This is a genomic window from Rhizobium sp. 16-488-2b, assembly GCF_017741815.1.
GTDB lineage: Bacteria > Pseudomonadota > Alphaproteobacteria > Rhizobiales > Rhizobiaceae > Rhizobium.
Window position 1 is genome coordinate 247328 of sequence record NZ_JAGHMF010000007.1, and the last position, 23474, is coordinate 270801.

19 protein-coding genes and 4 tRNA genes are annotated in these 23474 nt (G+C 59.8%); 15 read left to right on the forward strand and 8 right to left on the reverse strand.

Annotation, left to right across the window (positions count from 1 at the left end; translation table 11 throughout):
- Positions 1-202 precede the first annotated feature (202 nt).
- Together J5286_RS07400 and prfB are read left to right on the forward strand one after the other, a co-directional pair.
- On the forward strand, positions 203-2650 hold the full coding sequence (locus tag J5286_RS07400) for a penicillin-binding protein 1A (protein WP_111561176.1): 2448 nt from the start codon (positions 203-205) through the stop codon (positions 2648-2650).
- A 101-nt stretch (positions 2651-2751) separates the two neighbouring features.
- Positions 2752-3883 (forward strand): peptide chain release factor 2 gene (prfB, locus tag J5286_RS07405; protein WP_111561177.1). Its coding sequence is split into 2 segments (ribosomal slippage): positions 2752-2820 and positions 2822-3883, totalling 1131 coding nucleotides; the frame shifts between segments, so codons are not numbered across the junction.
- A gap of 85 nt (positions 3884-3968) precedes the next feature.
- Here the strand turns inward: prfB and J5286_RS07410 are convergent.
- From J5286_RS07410 to rlmB, 7 genes are all read right to left on the reverse strand, one after another.
- On the reverse strand, positions 3969-4496 hold the full coding sequence (locus J5286_RS07410; RefSeq protein ID WP_209189823.1) for a hypothetical protein: 528 nt from the start codon (positions 4494-4496) through the stop codon (positions 3969-3971).
- A gap of 4 nt (positions 4497-4500) precedes the next feature.
- Entirely contained in the window at positions 4501-5274 is a 774-nt protein-coding gene (locus tag J5286_RS07415) for an NAD kinase (RefSeq protein WP_209189824.1), read from the reverse strand.
- A gap of 223 nt (positions 5275-5497) precedes the next feature.
- Positions 5498-5785 carry a hypothetical protein gene (locus J5286_RS07420; RefSeq protein WP_047513133.1) on the reverse strand — a complete coding sequence of 96 codons (288 nt, stop codon included), beginning with the start codon at positions 5783-5785 and terminating at the stop codon, positions 5498-5500.
- Between the two features lie 151 nt (positions 5786-5936).
- Positions 5937-6012: transfer RNA gene (locus J5286_RS07425), tRNA-Thr, on the reverse strand.
- 108 nt (positions 6013-6120) lie between these two features.
- Positions 6121-6258, reverse strand: coding sequence for a hypothetical protein (locus tag J5286_RS07430; RefSeq protein ID WP_181459189.1), 138 nt, complete (start codon positions 6256-6258; stop codon positions 6121-6123).
- A gap of 68 nt (positions 6259-6326) precedes the next feature.
- Positions 6327-6497, reverse strand: coding sequence for a hypothetical protein (locus J5286_RS07435; RefSeq protein WP_018898654.1), 171 nt, complete (start codon positions 6495-6497; stop codon positions 6327-6329).
- Between the two features lie 122 nt (positions 6498-6619).
- Positions 6620-7510: a 23S rRNA (guanosine(2251)-2'-O)-methyltransferase RlmB gene (gene rlmB / locus J5286_RS07440; protein ID WP_112980209.1), complete on the reverse strand. Its 891-nt coding sequence runs from the start codon at positions 7508-7510 to the stop codon at positions 6620-6622.
- Positions 7511-7715: 205 nt separating this feature from the next.
- On the opposite strand from rlmB, the gene J5286_RS07445 reads away from it, so the two are divergent.
- Positions 7716-7800: transfer RNA gene (locus J5286_RS07445), tRNA-Tyr, on the forward strand.
- A 26-nt stretch (positions 7801-7826) separates the two neighbouring features.
- Positions 7827-7900: transfer RNA gene (locus J5286_RS07450), tRNA-Gly, on the forward strand.
- Positions 7901-7983: 83 nt separating this feature from the next.
- Here J5286_RS07450 and J5286_RS07455 read toward each other — a convergent pair.
- Positions 7984-8493, reverse strand: a complete 510-nt coding sequence (locus tag J5286_RS07455; RefSeq protein ID WP_209189825.1) for a hypothetical protein — start codon at positions 8491-8493, stop codon at positions 7984-7986.
- Positions 8494-8754: 261 nt separating this feature from the next.
- Between J5286_RS07455 and tuf the strand changes: the two genes are divergently transcribed.
- The 11 genes from tuf to rpoC all read left to right on the forward strand — a co-directional run bounded on the left by tuf (position 8755) and on the right by rpoC (position 23473).
- Positions 8755-9930 (forward strand): elongation factor Tu, encoded by a 1176-nt coding sequence (gene tuf, locus J5286_RS07460; protein ID WP_111561256.1) that lies wholly within the window; start codon positions 8755-8757, stop codon positions 9928-9930.
- Between the two features lie 121 nt (positions 9931-10051).
- Entirely contained in the window at positions 10052-10945 is an 894-nt protein-coding gene (locus J5286_RS07465) for an NAD-dependent epimerase/dehydratase family protein (protein ID WP_209189826.1), read from the forward strand.
- A gap of 139 nt (positions 10946-11084) precedes the next feature.
- A tRNA-Trp gene (locus J5286_RS07470) sits at positions 11085-11160 on the forward strand.
- A 187-nt stretch (positions 11161-11347) separates the two neighbouring features.
- Complete coding sequence (gene secE, locus J5286_RS07475) at positions 11348-11548, forward strand: preprotein translocase subunit SecE (RefSeq protein WP_026283763.1); 201 nt, start codon at positions 11348-11350, stop codon at positions 11546-11548.
- A 17-nt stretch (positions 11549-11565) separates the two neighbouring features.
- Complete coding sequence (nusG, locus tag J5286_RS07480) at positions 11566-12096, forward strand: transcription termination/antitermination protein NusG (RefSeq protein WP_018902692.1); 531 nt, start codon at positions 11566-11568, stop codon at positions 12094-12096.
- Between the two features lie 171 nt (positions 12097-12267).
- Positions 12268-12699 carry a 50S ribosomal protein L11 gene (gene rplK / locus J5286_RS07485; protein ID WP_018902691.1) on the forward strand — a complete coding sequence of 144 codons (432 nt, stop codon included), beginning with the start codon at positions 12268-12270 and terminating at the stop codon, positions 12697-12699.
- 4 nt (positions 12700-12703) lie between these two features.
- Entirely contained in the window at positions 12704-13396 is a 693-nt protein-coding gene (gene rplA / locus J5286_RS07490) for a 50S ribosomal protein L1 (protein WP_018902690.1), read from the forward strand.
- Between the two features lie 326 nt (positions 13397-13722).
- Positions 13723-14241 carry a 50S ribosomal protein L10 gene (rplJ, locus tag J5286_RS07495; protein ID WP_018902689.1) on the forward strand — a complete coding sequence of 173 codons (519 nt, stop codon included), beginning with the start codon at positions 13723-13725 and terminating at the stop codon, positions 14239-14241.
- A 58-nt stretch (positions 14242-14299) separates the two neighbouring features.
- Positions 14300-14677, forward strand: a complete 378-nt coding sequence (rplL, locus tag J5286_RS07500; RefSeq protein ID WP_018902688.1) for a 50S ribosomal protein L7/L12 — start codon at positions 14300-14302, stop codon at positions 14675-14677.
- 258 nt (positions 14678-14935) lie between these two features.
- Complete coding sequence (rpoB, locus tag J5286_RS07505; RefSeq protein ID WP_018902687.1) at positions 14936-19072, forward strand: DNA-directed RNA polymerase subunit beta; 4137 nt, start codon at positions 14936-14938, stop codon at positions 19070-19072.
- Between the two features lie 189 nt (positions 19073-19261).
- Positions 19262-23473 (forward strand): DNA-directed RNA polymerase subunit beta', encoded by a 4212-nt coding sequence (gene rpoC / locus J5286_RS07510; RefSeq protein WP_018902686.1) that lies wholly within the window; start codon positions 19262-19264, stop codon positions 23471-23473.
- The last annotated feature ends 1 nt before the right edge of the window (position 23474 follow it).

Genomic DNA, 23474 nt, shown 5'->3' on the forward strand with positions numbered 1-23474 from the left:
ATGTATGCGTGTGGAATTGCAGGCAAAAGCCCTACTTTCCTCACATTCAGGCCATTACTCACGGCTATGTTTCCGTGTGCAAAACGGAATTGGCTTGTGGCCGCATCCGGCATGGAGTAATTCGCGCAGCGTGCAAAGTGCCGCGGTTCATGCGATTGTTATGCGCGCGCCGATCGACAATTGAGATACCGGTAGCTTAGATATGATCAGACTTCTTGGATATTTCTTCGGAGCGGCTTGCGTCCTGTTCCTGGGCGTAGCGGCGGCCGTTGCCGTTTATTTGGCGACGGTGACGAAGGATCTTCCTGATTACGCGGTGCTGAGCAGCTACGAGCCGCCGGTGACGACACGCGTTCACGCCGGCAACGGCGCGCTGATGGCCGAGTACGCCAAGGAGCGCCGCCTGTTCCTGCCCATCCAGGCTGTTCCCGATCGCGTCAAGGCCGCGTTCCTCTCCGCCGAAGACAAGAATTTCTACCAGCATCCCGGTATCGACGTCACCGGTTTCGGCCGCGCCGTGGTCGCTTATCTGACCGGTGGCCCGACGCAGGGTGGCTCCACGATCACGCAGCAGGTCGCCAAGAACTTCCTGCTGTCGAGCGAACAGACCATGGAGCGCAAGGCCAAGGAAGCCATTCTCTCCTTCCGCATCGAGCAGGCCTACAGCAAGGACAAGATCCTCGAGCTCTATCTCAACGAGATCTTCTTCGGCCTGAACTCCTACGGTATCGCCAGCGCGGCACTCACCTATTTCAACAAGTCGGTCAACGAACTGACCATCGCCGATGCCGCCTATCTGGCCTCGCTGCCGAAGGGCCCGGCGAACTACCATCCGTTCCGTCATCCTGAGGCCGCGGTTACCCGCCGCAACTGGGTCATCGACCGCATGGTCGAGAATGGCTATGTCAGCCAGTCGGATGGTGCCGAAGCCAAGAAGCAGCCGCTCGGTGTCACCGGCCGCACCAGCGGTCCGTCGCTCTTCGCATCCGGCTACTTCGCCGAAGCCGTCCGCCGCCAGCTGATCGACCAGTACGGCGAGAAGATGCTCTATGAGGGTGGCCTCTCGGTTCGCACCTCGTTCGATCCGCAATTGCAGGTCTTCGCGCGCAAGGCGCTGCAGGATGGCCTGATCAACTATGATGAACGCCGCGGCTTCCACGGCCCGATCAAGCAGATCGACACGACGTCGGATTGGGGCAAGGCGCTCGCCGATATCCCGGCTCTCTCCGACGTTCCTGAGTGGGACCTCGCCGTCGTGCTCGCCGTCGCCAGCGACAGCGTCGACATCGGCCTGCAGCCGCAGAAGGATGGCGCGGGCAAGATCGGCTCTGACCGCCAGCGCGGCACCATTGAAGCCAAGAACATGCAGTGGGCCTTCCGTTCGGCCACCGGCGGCAAGACCTCCAAGTCGCCGCAGGGCGTGCTGCAGCCGGGCGACGTCGTCTTCGTCGAGCGTCTCGGCGGCGACAGCTCCACGTCCTATCGTCTGCGCCAGCCGCCCAAGGTCGGCGGTGGTTTCGTCGCCATGGACCCGAAGACCGGCCGCGTGCTGGCCATGGTCGGCGGCTTCTCCTATGCCCAGTCGGAATTCAACCGTGCGACGCAGGCGATGCGCCAGCCTGGTTCGTCCTTCAAGCCTTTCGTTTACGCAGCAGCGATGGACAATGGCTACACGCCGGCCTCGGTCGTCAGCGACGATCCGCTCGAAATCCAGGTCGGCAACGGCCAGGTCTGGGCGCCTGATAACTACGAAGGCGAGGGCGGTGGCGCCAACACGCTGCGCTTCGCCATCGAGCACTCGCGCAACCGCATGACGGTGCGTCTGGCCAACGACCTCGGCATGAACGTCGTTGCCGAATATGCCAACCGCTTCGGCATCTACGACAAGATGATGCCTGTACTGGCCATGTCGCTTGGCTCCGGCGAAACGACCGTGCTGCGCATGGTTTCGGCCTATTCGGTCATCGCCAACGGCGGCAAGCAGATCAAGCCGACGCTCATCGACCGTATCCAGGACCGCTACGGCAAGACCATATTCAAGCATGAGGAGCGCGTCTGCGAGGCCTGCAACGCCAGCGACTGGCAGAACCAGGAAGAGCCGAACGTGGTGGATAACCGCGAAACCGTTCTCGACCCGATGACCTCCTACCAGATCACCTCGATGATGCAGGGCGTTATCCAGCGCGGCACGGCCGCCGGCAAGGTCCAGCTCGGCGAACGCGACGTCGCCGGCAAGACCGGCACGACCAACGATGAAAAGGACGCCTGGTTCGTCGGCTTCACGCCGGATCTGGTCGCCGGTCTTTATATCGGTTTCGATTCGCCATCGACGCTGGGCCGCGGCGGCACCGGCAGCTCGCTGTCCGCTCCCGTCTTCAACGAGTTCATGCAGGCGGCCGTCAAGGACACGCCGGTATCGAAGTTCGTCATCCCCGCCGGCATGAACCTGATCCCGATCGATCGCAAGACCGGCATGGCCGCGACGCAGGGCGATCCGAACACCATCATCGAGGCCTTCAAGCCCGGCACCGGCCCGGCCGACAGCTACTCCGTCATCGGCATGGACAACACCATGGCGCCGGAGGAAATCCTGAAGACTTCGCCGCAGGCCAACCAGGCGGTTCAATCCGGCGCCGGCGGTCTCTACTGACATTTTCGGCTGATAGCGTGGCGGTCGCGGCTCTTTACATCCGCGGCCGCCACAACTATTTGACGGACGACTTTTGAAGACAACGCAAAAGAAGCGGGACAATGCGAGCGGAAATCCAGAACGTAGTCGATGAAACCAAGCAGGCTATCACCCTGCTGAGGAGGCATCTTTGACTGGGACCAGGCGATAAGACGACTGGACTGGTTGAACAACAAGGCAGAGGACCCGAACCTCTGGAACGATGCCACCGAAGCACAGAAGCTGATGCGCGAGCGCCAGCAGCTTGATGACGGCATCAGCGGCGTACGCCGCTTCGAACAGCAGATCAAAGACAATATCGAGCTCATCGAGATGGGCGAGGACGAGGGCGACGAAGCCATCGTCAAGGAAGCCGAAGACGCGCTGAAGGCACTCAAGGCCGAAGCCGCGCGCCAGCAGGTCGAAGCGATGTTGTCTGGCGAAGCTGACAGCAATGACACCTATCTCGAAGTGCACTCCGGCGCCGGTGGCACCGAAAGCCAGGACTGGGCGAACATGCTTTTGCGCATGTATACCCGCTGGGCCGAACGCTCGAAGTTCAAGGTCGAGCTGCTCGAAGTGCACGACGGCGAAGAAGCCGGCATCAAGTCCGCGACGTTGCTCGTCAAAGGCCACAACGCCTATGGCTGGCTGAAGACCGAATCGGGCGTTCACCGCCTGGTCCGCATCTCGCCCTATGACAGCAACGCGCGCCGTCACACCTCGTTCTCGTCCATCTGGGTCTACCCCGTCGTCGACGACTCGATCCAGATCGATATCAACGAAAGCGATTGCCGCATCGACACTTATCGCTCCTCGGGCGCGGGTGGTCAGCACGTCAACACGACGGACTCGGCGGTTCGCATCACCCACATGCCCTCGGGCATCGTGGTGCAGTGCCAGCAGGAACGCTCGCAGCACAAGAACCGCGCCAAGGCCTGGGACATGCTGCGCGCACGTCTCTATGAAGCGGAACTGAAGAAGCGTGAAGACGCGGCCAACGCGGAAGCGGCCTCCAAGTCCGATATCGGCTGGGGCCACCAGATCCGCTCCTACGTCCTGCAGCCCTACCAGATGGTCAAGGACCTGCGCACCGGCGTTACCAGCACCGCGCCCGACGACGTGCTGGATGGCGAGCTCGACGAGTTCATGGAAGCAGCGCTCGCCCACCGCATCAGCGGCAAGGCGGATGCCGTGGTCGACGACGTCGACTGATCGACCTCGGTGAGATGACATAAAAAAGGCCCCGGCAGGGGCCTTTTCTGATTCTGGCGGTGCGTCTTTCGAAGCGCGACTGACTTTAATGTCCCGACTTCTCGACACTGATATCGCCGAATTCATCGATAATGACGGTCCAGCTATCGGCATCTCCATCCGGATCGGTCTTCAGATAGACCATGGCGAACAGCCCCGGCTCGTTCAGCCGGCCGGTCGAATTTTCAGGGCGGATATCTGTCACATAGGGATTGAGGTCGTTCAGCTCCTGAACCTCGACCGTCGAGACGATTTCGGGCCCGGTCTCGGTCTTCGCGATCTGCTGCAGATAGACCTTGGCGGTGCGATCGGCCTGACGAACCGCAAACAGCTTGTAATAGCCATGGCGGGGTTGGCTTGGCGCGGCGGGCGTTGCCGTCGCTGGCGCGTTCGGGGTGGCGGCAACCGGTGGGCGCGTCACCGCCGGCGTATCGCCGTCGTCGGCCCAGTAACCCGTGCTCGTGGCAAATGTGATACTCGCAGGCAAGATGGGATCCGTGGCATCCGTCGCCTGCGCGGCAAGCGGAATTGCGGCGATCAGCAGCGCGCAGGCTGTCAGTCCGAAACGCTTCATCGCATCAATCCTCGAATTGCTCGGATAGAATACGGTCGGACCAGGAGCGGTCGGGGTCGGAGAGGATGCGCGCCGTCATGTGTTCGGATTGAGCAATGCGCACATGCAGCACCGATTTGACCTCGGAGTTATCGGCAACCGCGTTTACCGGGCGCTTTTCCGATTCGAGAATATGAATGTCCACCGTCACCTTGTTCGGCAACAGCGCCCCACGCCAGCGGCGAGGACGAAACGCGCTCACCGGGGTCATCGCCAAAAGCGGCGCGTCCAGAGGCAGGATCGGCCCATGCGCCGAGAGATTGTAAGCCGTCGAACCGGCCGGCGTCGCCACCATCAGCCCGTCGCAGATCAGTTCCTCAAGCCGGACTACGCCATCGACTTCGACCTTGAGCTTGGCGGCCTGGTAGGATTGGCGAAACAGCGAGACCTCGTTGATCGCAAGCGCGGTATCGCTCGTACCATCCGCATTCGTGGTCGTCATCCTCAGCGGCCGAAACGTGTTCTCGACGGCCGCATTGATCCGCTCGCGCAACGCGTCGGTGCGGTACTCGTTCATCAGAAAGCCGACGGAGCCCCGGTTCATTCCATAGACGAGCCTGCCGGAGTTCATCGTGCTGTGCAGCGTCTGCAGCATGAAGCCGTCACCGCCGAGTGCCACGATCACATCGGCATCCTTTGCGGGCACATCCCCGTAAACGCGAATCAGTTCGTCGCGCGCCGCCAGCGCCTCGGCGGTGGGGGAAGCCAGAAAACAGAGGGTCTGAAAGGATACGCTCATGCAATGCCCTTTGATAAAGTCCGCCTAGCTAAATGATAATGGGCTGGCACGACAAGGCATTTTAAGGTCGCAGCTGTTCGCCGGGACTACTCTCTGCATAGGTGAGTAGAGTGCAGAAGGGCGCCAATTTCATGGCGCCCCCATTTATCAAGCTATTGGTGATCTGCTTCAAGCGGGCCTTGGTCGACTCGCGTCTGTGGCCCGTCGGCTTGGCGACAGCGCCTTACTTGTTCTGAAGCAGCCAGATCTTTCCGCCCATGGTGATGCCATAGGTATCGGTGGTGCCATCGTCGGTGAGATTGCGGCGCTCCAGGAAGCCGTGCTCGCAGAGATCCACAAGCGTCTTCGCGGTGACCGTCTTGATCTTCTGCGGGCGCTCTTTCCAGCGGTCCGTTTTCGCATAGGTCACGGTTGCGTTCTCATGCGTCCACTTGCCGGCCGCCTGCGGAAAGAGATCGCCGTCACGGGCGAGTTTAAGTCCCGCGATCTGCGCCGGGGTGAGTTCAGCCATTTCAATAACCTCTTGGCATGTTGCACGGATCAGCCGTGAATGCAGGGGAACCCTGGGAAACCAAGGGCAATAGGAACCAAATGTTGCAACGCGAGCATCTCGTCTACCGAGGCCCGTCGGTGTGGCAACAATCGATTCCTTCGAAGAATTGTGGTGCCCCCGGCAGGGTTCGAACCCGCGACCCCCTGATTACAAATCAGGTGCTCTACCAACTGAGCTACAAGGGCAACGCCCGCCAATTAGCAGATTTTGCTGCTCTGTAAAGAAAAATCGGCCACGATTTGATTTCGCTTAGTGATTTCAACAGGCCGTAGTCGGGCGCCAGTTTCACATGGTTAGTTCGGCGTTGTCTGCCGAACGGTCGATTGCAGGTGGCCGCCATTCTCGCCCATGCCATCGCCGGAAGACGGCATGGCAGCGATGCTGAGAACCGAAACAACCATGAGAGCGATGACAGCGATCATTATTCGCACGCGATTTCTCCTTTTGAACGAGGAAGAAACGCAAATAAGGCAATTGGGTTCCGGAACGGGCGTCGCGGCTATTGTGCCGGCGGCGGCGCTGTCGTGGTGGGATTGGTGCCAGGGGCTGTGGGAGCGAGTGGGTCGGGCTGGTGCACGGGTTGGGTCTTGTCGATCCAGCCGATGCTGAGAATGATGGCGACGAGGATGCCGATGAAGAGAATGCCGATGATGAGGGGACGAACTGCCATGTCGGATGCTTCTCCTTGTTGGTCGGAGCATTGCTGGATGATAACCGCTGCTGACGTCAAAACCGAGGCGGTCGAGCATCAGCAGCGGCATCTTTCGGCATGGTGGCCCGTTCGTGAGCCTGTCAGCCCTTCAGATGAATGCGCGCCGCGTAGAGCGCGATCGCCGCTGCGTTCGACACGTTGAGCGACTTGATCTCGCCGGGCATATCGAGCCGCGCCAGCGCATTCACGGTCTCGCGCGTCTTCTGGCGCAATCCCTTGCCCTCGGCGCCAAGCACCAGCGCGACCTTGTCGCCGGAGAAGGTGCCTTCGAGAGGAGCCGGGCCTTCCGAATCAAGGCCGATGGTGACGAAGCCGAGCTTGTGCAGTTCGCCGAGCGCATCGGCGAGATTGGTGATCTGGATATAAGGGATGAGTTCCAGCGCGCCGGACGCGGATTTGGCGAGCACGCCCGATTCGGTCGGGCTGTGGCGCTGCGTCGTGATCAGCGCGCCGGCATTGAAGGCGACGGCCGAACGCATGATGGCGCCGACATTGTGCGGATCGGTCACCTGGTCGAGCACCAGGATCAGCGGGCTGTCCTTCAGCGCTTCGAGGCGGCGCACGGGCAGGGGACGCGTTTCCAGCATCACGCCCTGATGGATGGCATCGGGGCCGAGCACCTTGTCGAGATCCTGCGGCGAAACCATCTCGACCGGTATGCCGAGTTTCTCGACATCGATCTCAAGGCGGGCCAGCGCGTTCGGGGTCACCGACAGCTTTATCTTCTTGCGCTCTTTATTCTCGAGCGCGGCGCGCACCGTATGCAGGCCATAGAGATGGACCTGATCAGGCGCCAGCGCCGGCGGCTTCCAGTCATCGCCGCCACGCTTGCGCTTCTGGAAGCCGGGAGTTGGAATTTCGCCGCGTTCGCGCTTGTTATCGCGATGCGCACGACGCAGGTTGGCGTAGTGCGTATCCTTGGCGGATTTTTCGTCGGAGGACGTGCCCCCGGATTTGTTGTCTTTGCTCATGCCGCTTTATAGCGGGGGCATTTCTTTCCGCATAGGATTTCTTTGTCCACAGGGGCTTTCCATCGCCGATGACATTTTTCGCATATTTTCCATCGTCATCGTGTTGACATAGGCAACTCGGCCCGTCATATACGCGGCGCAGACAGAGGGGCGGCAACGCTTCGAAAGTCTAGCAGACTTGGTCTAACGATCCGGACGAAAAACTGGAGAGATGCCCGAGTGGTTAAAGGGGACGGACTGTAAATCCGTTGGCTCAGCCTACGTTGGTTCAAATCCAACTCTCTCCACCATTCGTCCTCGGATCGGACCAAACCCCGCGGGTATAGCTCAATGGTAGAGCAGCAGCCTTCCAAGCTGAATACGCGGGTTCGATTCCCGCTACCCGCTCCACTTTTCAAATCGAAGCCCGACATTATCTACAGCGCGCAAGCGCCTGTTCGCGTTTGCGTATCGCACTGACGCGGCGCCCCATCTCAGCCCCAGAGCAAAACGAAGGGGGAGGCGAGCGCAATGATGCCGGCCGCCATCCAGCGCGTACGCCCATCCATCGTGAATTCGTCGCGCGACAGCCATTTGCGCACGGCGACATAGCCGACGGCGATGACAGCGCTATAGATGACTGCCCGCAACAGGATCGACCAGCCGCCGCCGAAGAGCCCGATCGCGATGCCGAATCCTGTCAGCGCGCCGAGGATGCCGTAGCCGACATCGAACATCAGCGTCGTTGTGGTCGAAAGCGGCCTGAGAACGCGTGGAAACGCGATGGCCACAGCCGCCGTCAGCAGCCATATGGCGACGATCGCCTGCAGCGTCGACGAACTGACGATGGAGGCCGCCAGCGCCGGCAGCCGCTCGGGCGTCGAGAGCCGCACGACCTGCGCGATCCAGTCGATCGCGGCCGCCAATATCCACAATATGAATGCGCAGCCGGCAAAGATCAGAAAATTGCCGGCCGATCGTTTCGCGATATCCTTCGGTTCCATGCCATGCTCCCCGGCGATCGCCGGCGTGGCTCCGGCAGGGCAAGTAATATCACAGCATCAATCGCTTGTGGCGGTTTATGGTGAAATCGCGCACGCTTCGTCGCACTTCTATATTGCCGATCGAATGCTTCGTTCCCATATGCGGCGGCAGTGCGGAATAGCGTCCGCAATTAAGTCTTGCGCAATTCCGCCGAAAGCCTTAAACGGCGGCACTAAACCGGTTCGCCGGGGTCATCCATTTCGTTCACAGGAAGCATTCAAATGGCAAAGAGTAAGTTTGAGCGCAACAAGCCGCACGTTAACATCGGCACGATCGGCCACGTTGACCACGGCAAGACGTCTCTGACGGCAGCGATCACGAAGTACTTCGGCGAGTTCAAGGCGTACGACCAGATCGACGCTGCTCCGGAAGAAAAGGCACGCGGCATCACCATCTCGACGGCACACGTCGAGTACGAGACGGCCAACCGTCACTATGCCCACGTTGATTGCCCCGGCCACGCCGACTACGTCAAGAACATGATCACCGGTGCCGCACAGATGGACGGCGCGATCCTGGTTTGCTCGGCTGCTGACGGCCCGATGCCGCAGACCCGCGAGCACATCCTGCTCGCTCGTCAGGTTGGCGTTCCGGCTCTGGTCGTGTTCCTCAACAAGGTCGACCAGGTCGACGACGCGGAACTGCTCGAGCTGGTCGAAATGGAAGTTCGCGAACTTCTGTCGTCCTACGACTTCCCGGGCGACGACGTTCCTGTCGTCAAGGGTTCGGCTCTTGCCGCTCTCAACGATTCGGACAAGAAGATCGGCGAAGACGCCGTTCGCGAACTGATGGCCGCTGTCGACGCCTACATCCCGACGCCTGAGCGTCCGATCGACCAGCCGTTCCTGATGCCGATCGAAGACGTGTTCTCGATCTCGGGTCGTGGTACGGTTGTGACCGGTCGCGTCGAGCGCGGCATCGTCAAGGTTGGTGAAGAAGTCGAAATCGTCGGCATCCGCGCCACCTCGAAGACGACGGTTACCGGCGTTGAAATGTTCCGCAAGCTGCTCGATCAGGGCCAGGCTGGCGACAACATCGGCGCACTGGTTCGCGGTGTTAACCGTGACGGCGTTGAGCGTGGTCAGATCCTGTGCAAGCCGGGCTCTGTCAAGCCGCACAAGAAGTTCATGGCTGAAGCCTACATCCTGACGAAGGAAGAAGGCGGCCGTCATACGCCGTTCTTCACCAACTACCGTCCGCAGTTCTACTTCCGCACGACCGACGTGACCGGCATCGTTTCGCTGCCGGAAGGCACGGAAATGGTTATGCCTGGCGACAACGTCACCGTTGCCGTTGAGCTGATCGTTCCGATCGCCATGGAAGAAAAGCTGCGCTTCGCTATCCGCGAAGGCGGCCGTACCGTCGGCGCTGGCATCGTTGCCTCGATCATCGAGTGATCCCTAGGATTGCTTTGAGTTAGGAAGGGCCTCGCTGGAAACAGCGGGGCCTTTTCTTTTGCCGCCTTGCGCTCACCATCAAAGACTTTATCTATCCCAACTCCACGGAGGAGGATCTTGGATGAAGAAGCGCATTCTGTTTACGGGTGGCTCCGGCAAGGCGGGGCGTCATGCCGTGCCGTGGCTGGTCAATGCCGGCTACGAGGTTCACAACATCGATCTCGTGCCGCTCGACAGTCCTGGTGTCACCAATCTGATCGTCAACATCACCGATAGCGGTCAGGTCTATAACGCGCTTTCGATGCATCGCGACTTTCCCGACCTCGAATCGGGCAGGGGTGTTGTTGCCTATGATGCCGTGGTGCACTTCGCCGCCATCCCGCGCATTCTGATCAAGCCCGACAACGAAACCTTCCGCATCAACACGATGGGCACCTATAATGTCATCGAGGCGGCGGTGAAGCTCGGTGTGCGCAAGATCATCGTTGCCTCCAGCGAAACCACCTATGGCGTCTGCTTTGCCGAGGGGCATCGGGATTTCCATCAGTTCCCGCTGGATGAGGACTACGACGTAAACCCGATGGATTCGTACGGCCTGTCGAAGGTGCTGAACGAGAAGACGGCCCGCGCGTTCGCCGAGCGCTCCGGCGCCGATATCTATGCGCTACGAATCGGCAACGTTATCGAGCCGCACGAATACGAGAATTTCCCGACCTACTTCGCCAATCCCGAGATGCGCAAGCGCATCGCCTGGAGCTATATCGACGCGCGCGATCTCGGCCAGATCTGCCATCTCTGCATCGAAAAAGATGGCCTCGGTTTCCAGGTGTTCAACGCCGCCAACGATACCGTCTCGGCCAATACGCCAACGCGGGAGCTCGCCGCGCGCTACTATCCGAACGTCAAGTTCACCCGCGAGATCGGCGAATTCGAGGGTCTGCTGTCGAACCGCAAGATCAAGGAAGTGCTGGGCTTTCGCGAGGAGCACGACTGGCGCCGGTACGTTAAGCTGTGAACGTGTTTCGATGCATGCGGGAGGAATGGGAAAAAGTGAAAAACGCACTTGCCAATCGCCTCTCGGCGTCTTAAAGGGTGCGCCATGCTTCTCGACAATGCGTCGCGGCTTTCGCCAACAGGCTGATCGGGAAGCGTAAAGGGGTATAGCTCAGTTGGTAGAGCGGCGGTCTCCAAAACCGCAGGCCGTGGGTTCGAGCCCCTCTGCCCCTGCCATTTCCTTGAACGAACAGCGCGGACAACCTGCAGCATTTCGCAAGAGGCTCGTACATGGCTAATTTCGTTAAACTTTGGTTCCCCTCTTGTCTAATGGGGAATCGGTGTTTATGTAGGGGTTCAACAGACACGCGGTGTGTGGGGCTGATCTGATCAGCTTTACGCGCCGTAATTGCGTGGGCAGTCGATGGCATCCAAATCAAATCCGCTTACGTTTCTGCAGCAGGTTCGCACGGAAACGTTGAAAGTTACTTGGCCGTCGCGCCGTGAAACGATGATCTCGACGATCATGGTGCTTGTGATGGTTGTCTTTGCCGCGCTGTTCTTTTTTGCCGCGGACCAGTTGATCGGCTGGTTGCTGGGCTTCGTGCTCAATATCGGCAACTGATCGGGCGGAGATATAAGATGGCGGCACGTTGGTATATCGTCCACGCGTATTCGAATTTTGAAAAGAAGGTCGCGGAAGACATCGAGAACAAGGCCCGTCAGAAGGGTCTTGAGCATCTCTTCGAGAAGATTCTCGTCCCGACTGAAAAGGTGGTTGAGGTGCGTCGCGGCCGCAAGGTCGATAGCGAGCGCAAGTTCTTCCCCGGTTATGTGATGGTTCGCGCCAACCTGACCGATGAAGCTTACCATCTGATCAAGAACACGCCGAAGGTGACTGGCTTCCTGGGTTCCGACAATCGGCCCGTGCCGATCCCTGACTCCGAAGCCGATCGTATTCTCGGTCAGGTTCAGGAAGGTGTCGAGCGTCCGAAGTCTTCGGTCAGCTTCGAGATCGGCGAGCAGGTCCGCGTTTCCGACGGTCCGTTCGCATCGTTCAACGGCACGGTTCAGGATGTGGACGAAGAGCGTTCGCGCCTGAAGGTGGAAGTGTCGATCTTCGGCCGTGCGACGCCGGTCGAACTGGAATACGCTCAGGTCGAGAAGGTCTGAGTTGGGACGTAAGCCGGCAACGGCTTATGTCCCCGCGGCGAAAGCCGCAAAGCGCGTGGAAGGTGAGGGCGCCTTAGCCGGGGCCTAAAATCCGAACCACGCAACCGCAGCCGCCGGAGCGATCCGGCATTATTGGTCGGGCAACCGGCCGTCAGTGAAAGGCAGAGAGTTATGGCTAAGAAAGTTGCAGGCCAGCTCAAGCTTCAGGTCAAGGCAGGATCGGCTAACCCGTCCCCGCCAATCGGCCCGGCGCTTGGTCAGCGTGGCATTAACATCATGGAATTCTGCAAGGCGTTCAACGCCGCTACGCAGGAAATGGAAAAGGGTATGCCGATTCCGGTCGTCATCACCTACTACCAGGACAAGTCCTTCACCTTCGTCATGAAGCAGCCTCCGGTCAGCTACTGGCTGAAGAAGGAAGCGAAGATCACGTCCGGTTCCAAGACGCCTGGCAAGGGCGCCACCGCAGGCAAGCTCACCAAGGCTCAGATCAAGACGATCGCTGAAGCCAAGATGAAGGACCTGAACGCAGCTGATATCGAAGGTGCAATGGCGATGATTGAGGGCTCTGCCCGCGCCATGGGCCTGGAAGTGGTAGGATAAGACCATGGCAGGCAAGCGCACCAAGAAGATCAACGAAGGTGTTGATCCCACGAAGCTCTACGCTCTCGACCTCGCTATCAGCATGGTCAAGGAACGGGCTGTCGCCAAGTTCGACGAAACCGTCGAAGTATCGATGAACCTCGGTGTTGACCCGCGCCACGCTGACCAGATGGTCCGCGGCGTTGTCAACCTGCCGAACGGCACGGGCCGTGACGTTCGCGTCGCCGTCTTCGCACGTGGCGCCAAGGCTGACGAAGCCAAGGCTGCTGGTGCTGACGTTGTCGGCGCTGAAGATCTCGTCGAGATCGTTCAGGGCGGCAAGATCGACTTCGATCGCTGCATCGCGACCCCGGACATGATGCCGCTCGTCGGTCGCCTCGGTAAGGTTCTCGGCCCGCGTGGCATGATGCCGAACCCGAAGGTTGGCACCGTCACCATGGACGTCGCTGGCGCCGTCAAGGCTTCCAAGGGCGGTGCTGTCGAGTTCCGTGTCGAGAAGGCTGGTATCGTCCACGCCGGCATCGGCAAGGCTTCGTTCGACGCCAAGGCTCTTGAAGAAAACATCAAGGCTTTCGCTGACGCCGTCATCAAGGCAAAGCCGGCCGGCGCAAAGGGTAACTACGTCAAGCGCGTAGCGATCTCTTCGACCATGGGCCCGGGCGTCAAGATCGAAGTCGCTTCGGTCACGGCCGCTTAATAAAGTTTCGCTGGGCGTCAGTCCGGCTCATCAGATCCCGGCCTCGCAAGGGGCCGGGATATTCCGGAGAAATCCGGAATCCTGTCCGAGATTGCAGGTGGTTTTCCCTTAATCACTTGGCCTGCATGAGACGGGTAAGGCCCGAATTTTTGAAGCTTCGCTTCATCGATTTGGTTCGAACCTTGGATGCCTTGTGCCTCTTAGCCTTTCTGGCGCGGAGCGCGAGGGGACAGGATCCTCAAGCGTCGCTTGGGATCATTCGTGATCTCAGGAGGCAAAGGCAACCCGATGGGGCCGGTCACGGTCTCATCTACTGGAGATAGGCAGTGGAAAGAGCGGAAAAACGCGAATTCGTCACGGAACTGAACGAAGTCTTCAAGGCTTCGGGCTCGGTTGTCGTGGCCCACTATGCTGGTGCTACAGTCGCGCAGATGAACGACTTCCGTTCCAAGATGCGCGCAGCTGGCGGTACCGTCAAAGTCGCGAAGAACCGCCTGGCCAAAATCGCCCTTCAGGGTACGGAAGCGGAAGGGATCTCTGGTCTCTTCAACGGTCAGACGCTCATTGCATACAGCAATGACCCGATCACCGCTCCGAAAGTCGTCGTGGATTTCGCCAAGACCAACGATAAGATCGTTGTTTTGGGCGGCGCCATGGGGACAACGACGCTCAACGCAGAAGCAGTCAAGTCGCTCGCGACCCTGCCTTCGTTGGACGAACTGCGCGCGAAGCTGCTGGGCATGATCCAGACTCCGGCTACCCGCATCGCAGGCGTTGTTCAGGCACCGGCAAGCCAGCTTGCTCGCGTGTTCTCGGCTTACGCCAAGAAGGACGAAGCCGCATAAGGCGGTTTTTTGCTGTTTATAAACAACCGGTTCGAACCGAACATAAGGAATTGATACAATGGCTGATCTCGCAAAGATCGTAGACGACCTCTCCTCGCTGACCGTTCTGGAAGCTGCAGAACTGTCCAAGCTTCTCGAAGAAAAGTGGGGCGTTTCCGCTGCTGCTCCGGTAGCAGTTGCTGCTGCTGGCGGTGGCGCTGCTCCGGCTGCTGCTGAAGAAGAAAAGACCGAGTTCGACGTTATCCTGGCTGACGCCGGCGCTAACAAGATCAACGTCATCAAGGAAGTTCGCGCTATCACGGGCCTCGGCCTGAAGGAAGCTAAGGACCTCGTTGAAGCCGCTCCGAAGGCTGTCAAGGAAGCTGTTTCCAAGGCTGAAGCTGCCGACATCAAGAAGAAGCTTGAAGACGCCGGCGCTAAGGTCGACGTTAAGTAATCTTGAACTGCATCTGGGAGGCTGGATTTCCGGCCTCCCATTTGCCGTTTCCCGGAACGAATTACCCAAAAGCCGCGTGAAAACGGCTTTTGGGTAATGGGTTCTTCAAGAGGATGGTCTCGAACCGAGACGCGCAGGCAATCCGGCCTCGTGATTTCGGGAAGTGAGACGAGTTTGAAGCGCACATTGCTTGACGGGGTCGACTGGCCATCGGTTCCCGTCCGTTGCAGGCCCGGATGCAATTTTGAAGGAGCGACGATGGCTCAGACCCTTTCGTTCAATGGTCGTAGGCGCGTACGCAAGTTTTTCGGTAAGATCCCAGAAGTCACGGAAATGCCGAACCTCATCGAGGTTCAGAAGGCGTCCTATGACCAATTTTTGATGGTTGAAGAGCCCAAGGGCGGTCGCCCTGACGAGGGCCTTCAGTCGGTTTTCAAGTCCGTATTCCCGATCACGGATTTCTCCGGCGCTTCGATGCTGGAATTCGTGTCCTACGAGTTCGAACCGCCGAAGTTCGACGTCGATGAATGCCGCCAGCGCGACCTGACCTACGCCGCGCCGCTGAAGGTTACTCTCCGTCTGATCGTGTTCGATATCGATGAAGATACGGGCGCGAAGTCGATCAAGGACATCAAGGAACAGTCGGTTTACATGGGCGACATGCCGCTCATGACCAACAACGGTACGTTCATCGTCAACGGCACCGAGCGCGTCATCGTGTCTCAGATGCACCGTTCGCCAGGCGTGTTCTTCGATCACGACAAGGGCAAGAGCCACTCGTCCGGCAAGCTGCTGTTCGCTGCTCGCGTCATCCCGTATCGCGGTTCCTGGCTCGACATCGAATTCGACGCCAAGGACATCGTCTACGCCCGTATCGACCGTCGCCGCAAGCTGCCGGTAACGTCGCTGCTGATGGCGCTCGGCATGGACGGCGAAGAAATCCTGTCGACCTTCTACACCAAGTCCGACTATGTTCGTGACGGCAAGGGCTGGCGCATTCCGTTTACGCCGGAGACCCTCAAGGGTGCGAAGACGATCAGCGACATGATCGACGCCGACACCGGCGAAGTCGTCGTCGAAGGCGGCAAGAAGCTGACCCCGCGTCTGCTCCGTCAGCTTTCCGAAAAGGGCCTCAAGGCTCTGCAGGCGACCGACGAAGACCTGTACGGCAACTTCCTCGCCGAAGACATCGTCAACTACTCGACGGGTGAAATCTACCTCGAGGCAGGCGACGAAATCGACGAGAAGTCGCTCGCCGTCATCCTGTCGCACGGCTTCGAAGAGATCCCGGTTCTCGGCATCGACCACATCAATGTCGGCGCCTACATCCGCAACACGCTGAACGCCGACAAGAACGAGAACCGTCAGGACGCTCTGTTCGACATCTACCGCGTCATGCGTCCGGGTGAACCGCCGACCATGGAATCGGCCGAAGCGATGTTCAACTCGCTGTTCTTCGACGCCGAGCGCTACGACCTGTCGGCCGTTGGTCGCGTCAAGATGAACATGCGTCTCGACCTCGAAGTCGAAGACACCGTCCGTGTCCTGCGCAAGGACGACATCCTGGCCGTGGTCAAGATGCTCGTCGAACTGCGCGACGGCAAGGGCGAGATCGACGACATCGACAACCTCGGCAACCGTCGCGTTCGCTCCGTCGGCGAACTGATGGAAAACCAGTACCGTCTCGGCCTGCTCCGCATGGAGCGCGCGATCAAGGAACGTATGTCCTCGATCGAAATCGACACGGTCATGCCGCAGGACCTGATCAACGCCAAGCCGGCAGCAGCTGCCGTCCGCGAATTCTTCGGCTCCTCGCAGCTGTCGCAGTTCATGGACCAGGTGAACCCGCTTTCGGAAATCACCCACAAGCGCCGTCTCTCGGCTCTTGGCCCGGGTGGTCTGACCCGCGAGCGTGCAGGCTTCGAAGTCCGCGACGTTCACCCGACCCACTACGGCCGTATTTGCCCGATCGAAACGCCGGAAGGCCCGAACATCGGTCTGATCAATTCGCTGGCCACCTTCGCACGCGTCAACAAGTACGGCTTCATTGAATCGCCGTACCGCCGCATCGTTGACGGCAAGGTCACGAACGACGTTCTTTACCTCTCCGCAATGGAAGAGGCGAAGTATTACGTCGCTCAGGCTAACGCCGAACTCGGCTCCGACGGCTCGTTCGTCGACGAATTCGTCGTTTGCCGTCACGCCGGCGAAGTTATGCTCGCTCCGCGCGATAGCATGAACCTGATGGACGTTTCGCCGAAGCAGGTCGTTTCGGTCGCAGCCGCTCTCATCCCGTTCCTGGAAAACGACGACGCCAACCGCGCTCTCATGGGCTCGAACATGCAGCGTCAGGCCGTGCCTCTGCTGCGCGCTGAAGCTCCGTTCGTCGGCACCGGCATGGAGCCGATCGTTGCCCGCGACTCCGGCGCTGCCATCGGCGCTCGCCGTGGCGGTGTGGTCGACCAGGTCGACGCGACGCGTATCGTTATCCGCGCGACGGAAGACCTCGATGCCGGCAAGTCCGGTGTTGATATCTACCGTCTGCAGAAGTTCCAGCGTTCGAACCAGAACACCTGCGTCAACCAGCGTCCGCTGGTCACCGTTGGTGACGTCATCAACCGCGGCGACATTCTAGCTGACGGTCCGTCGACGGACCTGGGCGACCTGGCACTCGGCCGCAACGCGCTCGTCGCGTTCATGCCGTGGAACGGTTACAACTACGAAGACTCGATCCTGATGTCGGAACGCATCGTCGCTGACGACGTGTTCACCTCCATCCACATCGAAGAATTCGAAGTGATGGCCCGCGACACCAAGCTTGGTCCGGAAGAAATCACGCGCGACATTCCGAACGTTTCGGAAGAAGCGCTGAAGAACCTCGACGAAGCCGGTATCGTCTACATCGGTGCTGAAGTTCAGCCGGGTGACATCCTCGTCGGCAAGATCACGCCGAAGGGCGAAAGCCCGATGACGCCGGAAGAAAAGCTTCTGCGCGCCATCTTCGGTGAAAAGGCGTCGGACGTCCGCGACACCTCCATGCGCATGCCTCCGGGGACCTACGGCACGATCGTCGAAGTTCGCGTTTTCAACCGCCACGGCGTTGAAAAGGACGAGCGCGCGATGGCTATCGAGCGCGAAGAGATCGAGCGTCTTGCAAAGGACCGCGACGACGAGCAGGCGATCCTCGACCGTAACGTTTACGGCCGTCTGATCGACATGCTGCGTGGTCAGGTTGCCATCGCCGGCCCGAAGGGCTTCAAGAAGGGCACCGAGCTGGCTAACGCCGTCGTCTCCGAATATCCCCGCTCGCAGTGGTGGATGTTCGCCGTCGAAGACGAGAAGGTTCAGTCCGAGCTCGAAGCTCTGCGTGGCCAGTACGACGAATCCAAGTCGCGCCTTGAACAGCGCTTCATGGACAAGGTCGAGAAGGTCCAGCGCGGCGACGAAATGCCTCCTGGCGTCATGAAGATGGTCAAGGTCTTCGTTGCTGTGAAGCGCAAGATCCAGCCGGGCGACAAGATGGCCGGCCGTCACGGTAACAAGGGCGTTGTCTCGCGTATCGTGCCTGTCGAAGACATGCCGTTCCTCGAAGACGGTACGCATGTCGACATCTGCTTGAACCCGCTGGGCGTGCCTTCGCGCATGAACGTCGGCCAGATCCTCGAAACCCACCTTGCCTGGGCTTGCGCCGGCATGGGTAAGAAGATCGGCGAGCTGCTCGACGAATACCGCAAGACGATGGACATCACCGACCTGAAGACGGAGCTGACGGATGTCTACGCTTCGCAGGCCAAGGATGAAGTCGCCCACTTCGACGACGACGCGCTGGTCAAGCTGGCCGAGCAGTCCCGCCGTGGTGTCTCCATCGCAACGCCGGTCTTCGACGGTGCGCATGAGCCTGACGTTGCCTCGATGCTGAAGAAGGCAGGTCTGCACGAAAGTGGTCAGTCGGTTCTGTACGACGGCCGCACGGGCGAGCCCTTCGACCGCAAGGTCACCGTCGGCTACATGTACATGATCAAGCTCAACCACCTGGTTGACGACAAGATCCACGCTCGTTCGATCGGTCCTTACTCGCTCGTTACCCAGCAGCCGCTGGGCGGCAAGGCGCAGTTCGGCGGTCAGCGCTTCGGGGAAATGGAAGTCTGGGCTCTGGAAGCATACGGTGCGGCTTACACGCTGCAGGAAATGCTTACGGTCAAGTCCGACGACGTCGCCGGCCGTACCAAGGTCTACGAAGCCATCGTCCGTGGCGACGACACGTTCGAAGCGGGTATTCCCGAAAGCTTCAACGTTCTCGTCAAGGAAATGCGCTCTCTGGGTCTTTCCGTCGAGCTCGAGAACTCGAAGGTTGACGAGCAGCAGACCGGCCAGTTGCCGGACGCCGCCGAGTAACCACCTGATAGGGTGCGCGCTGCCATGTAGCGCGCACCGTCCCAGCTCTGGCCCCGTAACGTGTTGGCCGGGAAGGGACGATTTCGCCGCATTCTGCGGTTATTGTCGTTTTTTCGCGATGGCGCGGCGCCCGGGATTTGCCGCTGATCATCGCAGTTTGAGGGCTTTCAGCCCATGAAGGAGACAGGCATGAACCAAGAGGTCATGAATCTTTTCAATCCGCAGGTGCCTGCGCAGAATTTCGATTCCATCCGGATCTCGATTGCGTCTCCGGAGAAGATTCTCTCCTGGTCTTATGGTGAGATCAAGAAGCCGGAAACGATCAACTATCGTACGTTCAAGCCTGAACGCGATGGTCTGTTCTGCGCCCGCATCTTCGGACCGATCAAGGACTATGAATGCTTGTGCGGCAAGTACAAGCGCATGAAATACAAGGGCATCATCTGCGAAAAGTGCGGCGTCGAAGTTACGCTGTCGCGCGTTCGCCGTGAGCGCATGGGCCACATCGAGCTCGCAGCTCCCGTCGCCCATATCTGGTTTCTGAAGTCGCTTCCTTCGCGTATCTCGACGTTGCTCGACATGACGCTGAAGGATGTGGAGCGCGTTCTCTACTTCGAACACTACATCGTCACCGAGCCGGGCCTCACCGCGCTCAAGGAGCACCAGCTCCTGACGGAAGAAGAATACATGCTTGCTGTCGATGAGTACGGCGAAGATCAGTTCACCGCCATGATCGGCGCTGAAGCCATCTTCGAAATGCTGGCATCGATGAACCTTGAGAAGATCGCGGGCGACCTGCGCTCCGATCTGGCCGACACCACGTCGGATCTCAAGCAGAAGAAGCTGATGAAGCGCCTGAAGATCGTCGAGAACTTCATGGAGTCGGGTAACCGTCCGGAATGGATGATCATGAAGGTCGTCCCGGTCATCCCGCCGGACCTGCGCCCGCTGGTTCCGCTCGATGGCGGCCGTTTCGCGACGTCCGACCTGAACGACCTGTACCGCCGCGTCATCAACCGTAACAACCGTCTGAAGCGCCTGATCGAACTGCGCGCTCCTGGCATCATCATCCGCAACGAAAAGCGCATGCTGCAGGAATCTGTGGACGCGCTGTTCGACAACGGCCGCCGTGGCCGCGTCATCACCGGCGCCAACAAGCGTCCGCTGAAGTCGCTGTCCGACATGCTCAAGGGCAAGCAGGGCCGCTTCCGTCAGAACCTTCTCGGCAAGCGCGTCGACTATTCCGGCCGTTCGGTCATCGTGACTGGTCCGGAACTGAAGCTGCACCAGTGCGGCCTGCCTAAGAAGATGGCGCTCGAGCTGTTCAAGCCGTTCATCTACGCCCGCCTCGACGCCAAGGGTTACTCCTCGACCGTCAAGCAGGCCAAGAAGCTGGTTGAAAAGGAAAAGCCGGAAGTCTGGGATATCCTCGACGAGGTCATCCGCGAGCATCCGGTACTGCTCAACCGCGCACCGACGCTGCACCGCCTGGGCATCCAGGCCTTCGAACCGATCCTGGTCGAAGGCAAGGCCATCCAGCTGCACCCGCTCGTCTGCACGGCCTTCAACGCCGACTTCGACGGTGACCAGATGGCCGTTCACGTGCCGCTGTCGCTCGAAGCCCAGCTCGAAGCCCGCGTCCTGATGATGTCGACGAACAACATCCTGCACCCTGCAAACGGTGCACCGATCATCGTTCCGTCGCAGGACATGGTTCTCGGCCTGTACTACCTCGCGATCATGAACCAGAACGAGCCGGGCGAAGGCATGGCCTTCTCTGATCTGGGCGAACTGCATCACGCGCTTGAAAACAAGGTCGTGACGCTGCACTCCAAGATCCGCGGCCGCTTCAAGTCGATCGACGAGGATGGCAAGCCCTACTCGAAGATCTACGAAACGACCCCTGGCCGTCTGCTCATCGGCGAACTCCTGCCGAAGAACGGCAAGGTGACCTTCGACATCTGCAACCAGGAAATGACCAAGAAGAACATCTCCAAGATGATCGACACGGTCTACCGTCATTGCGGCCAGAAGGACACGGTCATTTTCTGCGACCGCATCATGCAGCTCGGCTTCACCCACGCCTGCCGCGCCGGCATTTCGTTCGGCAAGGACGACATGGTTATCCCGGACTCGAAGGCGAAGATCGTCGGCGACACCGAAAACCTGGTCAAGGAATACGAGCAGCAGTACAACGACGGCCTGATCACTCAGGGCGAGAAGTACAACAAGGTCGTTGACGCTTGGGGCAAGGCAACCGAAAAGGTCGCCGAGGACATGATGGCCCGCATTAAGGCTGTCGAGTTCGATCCGGAAACGGGTCGCCAGAAGCAGATGAACGCCATCTACATGATGTCGCACTCGGGTGCCCGTGGTTCTCCGAACCAGATGCGTCAGCTGGGCGGCATGCGCGGCCTTATGGCCAAGCCGTCGGGTGAAATCATCGAGACGCCGATCACGTCGAACTTCAAGGAAGGTCTGACCGTTAACGAGTACTTCAACTCGACCCACGGTGCCCGTAAGGGTCTTGCAGACACCGCTCTGAAGACGGCTAACTCCGGTTACCTGACCCGTCGTCTCGTCGACGTCGCGCAGGATTGCATCGTCAACCTCGTGGATTGCGGCACCGACAAGGGCCTCACCATGACCGCCATCGTCGATGCCGGTCAGGTCGTTGCTTCGCTCGGCGTTCGTATCCTCGGCCGTACGGCTCTTGACGATATCGATCATCCGGTTACCGGCGAGCGTCTCGTCGACGCCGGCAAGATGATCCTTGAGCCCGATGTCATCGAGATCGAAAAGGCTGGTATCCAGTCGATCCGTATCCGCTCCGCACTGACCTGCGAAGTCCAGACGGGCGTCTGCTCGGTCTGCTACGGTCGTGACCTTGCCCGCGGTACCCCTGTCAACATGGGTGAAGCGGTCGGCGTCATCGCCGCTCAGTCGATCGGCGAGCCGGGCACGCAGCTCACCATGCGTACGTTCCACCTTGGTGGCACGGCGAACGTGGTCGACCAGTCGTTCCTGGAAGCATCGTATGAAGGTACGATCCAGATCAAGAACCGCAACGTTCTGCGCAACTCGGAGAACGTCCTCGTCGCTATGGGCCGCAACATGGCGGTCACCATTCTCGACGAGCGTGGCGTCGAGCGCTCCTCGCAGCGCGTCGCCTACGGTTCGAAGCTGCACGTCGATGACGGCGACAAGGTCAAGCGGGGCCAGCGTCTGGCCGAGTGGGATCCGTACACCCGTCCGATGATGACGGAAGTCTCGGGTACCGTTCAGTTCGAAGACGTCGTCGATGGTCTCTCCGTTCTCGAAGCGACCGACGAATCCACGGGTATCACCAAGCGTCAGGTTATCGACTGGCGTTCGACCCCGCGCGGTTCGGATCTCAAGCCGTCGATCGTCATCATGGATGCCAGCGGCAATGTCATGAAGCTGCCGCGCGGTGCTGATGCCCGCTTCCAGCTGTCGGTTGACGCGATCCTGTCGGTCGAGCCTGGTCAGAAGGTTTCCCAGGGTGACGTGCTTGCACGTTCGCCGCTGGAAAGCGCCAAGACCAAGGACATCACCGGTGGTCTGCCGCGTGTTGCCGAACTGTTCGAAGCTCGTCGTCCGAAGGACCACGCCATCATCGCTGAGATCGATGGTACGATCCGCCTCGGCCGCGACTACAAGAACAAGCGTCGCGTCATCATCGAGCCGGCGGAAGACGGTGTCGAGCCGGTCGAGTACCTGATCCCGAAGGGCAAGCCGTTCCATCTGATGGAAGGTGACTATATCGAAAAGGGTGACTACATCCTCGACGGTAACCCCGCGCCGCATGACATCCTGGCGATCAAGGGCGTCGAAGCTCTGGCTTCGTACCTGGTCAACGAAATCCAGGAAGTCTATCGTCTGCAGGGCGTTGTCATCAACGACAAGCACATCGAAGTGATTGTCCGTCAGATGCTGCAGAAGGTGGAAATCACCGATGCAGGCGACTCGACCTATATCGTCGGCGACAACGTCGACCGTATCGAGCTCGAAGACGTCAACGACGGCCTGATCGAACAGGGCAAGAAGCCTGCCTATGGCGAGCCGGTTCTGCTCGGCATCACCAAGGCGTCGCTGCAGACGCCGTCCTTCATCTCCGCCGCGTCCTTCCAGGAAACGACGAAGGTGCTGACGGAAGCTGCGATCGCCGGCAAGACCGACGGCCTGCAGGGTCTGAAGGAAAACGTCATCGTCGGCCGCCTCATCCCGGCTGGTACCGGTGGCACCATGACCCAGATCCGCCGTATCGCGACCTCGCGCGACGAGCTGATCCTCGAAGAACGCCGCAAGGGCACGGGCGCCGATGTCGCGACCCCGATGCTTCAGGATCTGGCTGGCGAAAGCGCACCGGCCGCCGAGTAAT

Coding starts and splice junctions, on each gene's coding strand:
- J5286_RS07400 (WP_111561176.1), top strand. CDS start 203: ATGATCAGACTTCTTGGATATTTCTTCGGAGCGGCTTGCGTCCTGTTC.
- J5286_RS07410 (WP_209189823.1), bottom strand. CDS start 4,496: ATGAAGCGTTTCGGACTGACAGCCTGCGCGCTGCTGATCGCCGCAATT.
- J5286_RS07415 (WP_209189824.1), bottom strand. CDS start 5,274: ATGAGCGTATCCTTTCAGACCCTCTGTTTTCTGGCTTCCCCCACCGCC.
- J5286_RS07420 (WP_047513133.1), bottom strand. CDS start 5,785: ATGGCTGAACTCACCCCGGCGCAGATCGCGGGACTTAAACTCGCCCGT.
- J5286_RS07435 (WP_018898654.1), bottom strand. CDS start 6,497: ATGGCAGTTCGTCCCCTCATCATCGGCATTCTCTTCATCGGCATCCTC.
- rlmB (WP_112980209.1), bottom strand. CDS start 7,510: ATGAGCAAAGACAACAAATCCGGGGGCACGTCCTCCGACGAAAAATCC.
- J5286_RS07455 (WP_209189825.1), bottom strand. CDS start 8,493: ATGGAACCGAAGGATATCGCGAAACGATCGGCCGGCAATTTTCTGATC.
- tuf (WP_111561256.1), top strand. CDS start 8,755: ATGGCAAAGAGTAAGTTTGAGCGCAACAAGCCGCACGTTAACATCGGC.
- J5286_RS07465 (WP_209189826.1), top strand. CDS start 10,052: ATGAAGAAGCGCATTCTGTTTACGGGTGGCTCCGGCAAGGCGGGGCGT.
- secE (WP_026283763.1), top strand. CDS start 11,348: ATGGCATCCAAATCAAATCCGCTTACGTTTCTGCAGCAGGTTCGCACG.
- nusG (WP_018902692.1), top strand. CDS start 11,566: ATGGCGGCACGTTGGTATATCGTCCACGCGTATTCGAATTTTGAAAAG.
- rplK (WP_018902691.1), top strand. CDS start 12,268: ATGGCTAAGAAAGTTGCAGGCCAGCTCAAGCTTCAGGTCAAGGCAGGA.
- rplA (WP_018902690.1), top strand. CDS start 12,704: ATGGCAGGCAAGCGCACCAAGAAGATCAACGAAGGTGTTGATCCCACG.
- rplL (WP_018902688.1), top strand. CDS start 14,300: ATGGCTGATCTCGCAAAGATCGTAGACGACCTCTCCTCGCTGACCGTT.
- rpoB (WP_018902687.1), top strand. CDS start 14,936: ATGGCTCAGACCCTTTCGTTCAATGGTCGTAGGCGCGTACGCAAGTTT.
- rpoC (WP_018902686.1), top strand. CDS start 19,262: ATGAACCAAGAGGTCATGAATCTTTTCAATCCGCAGGTGCCTGCGCAG.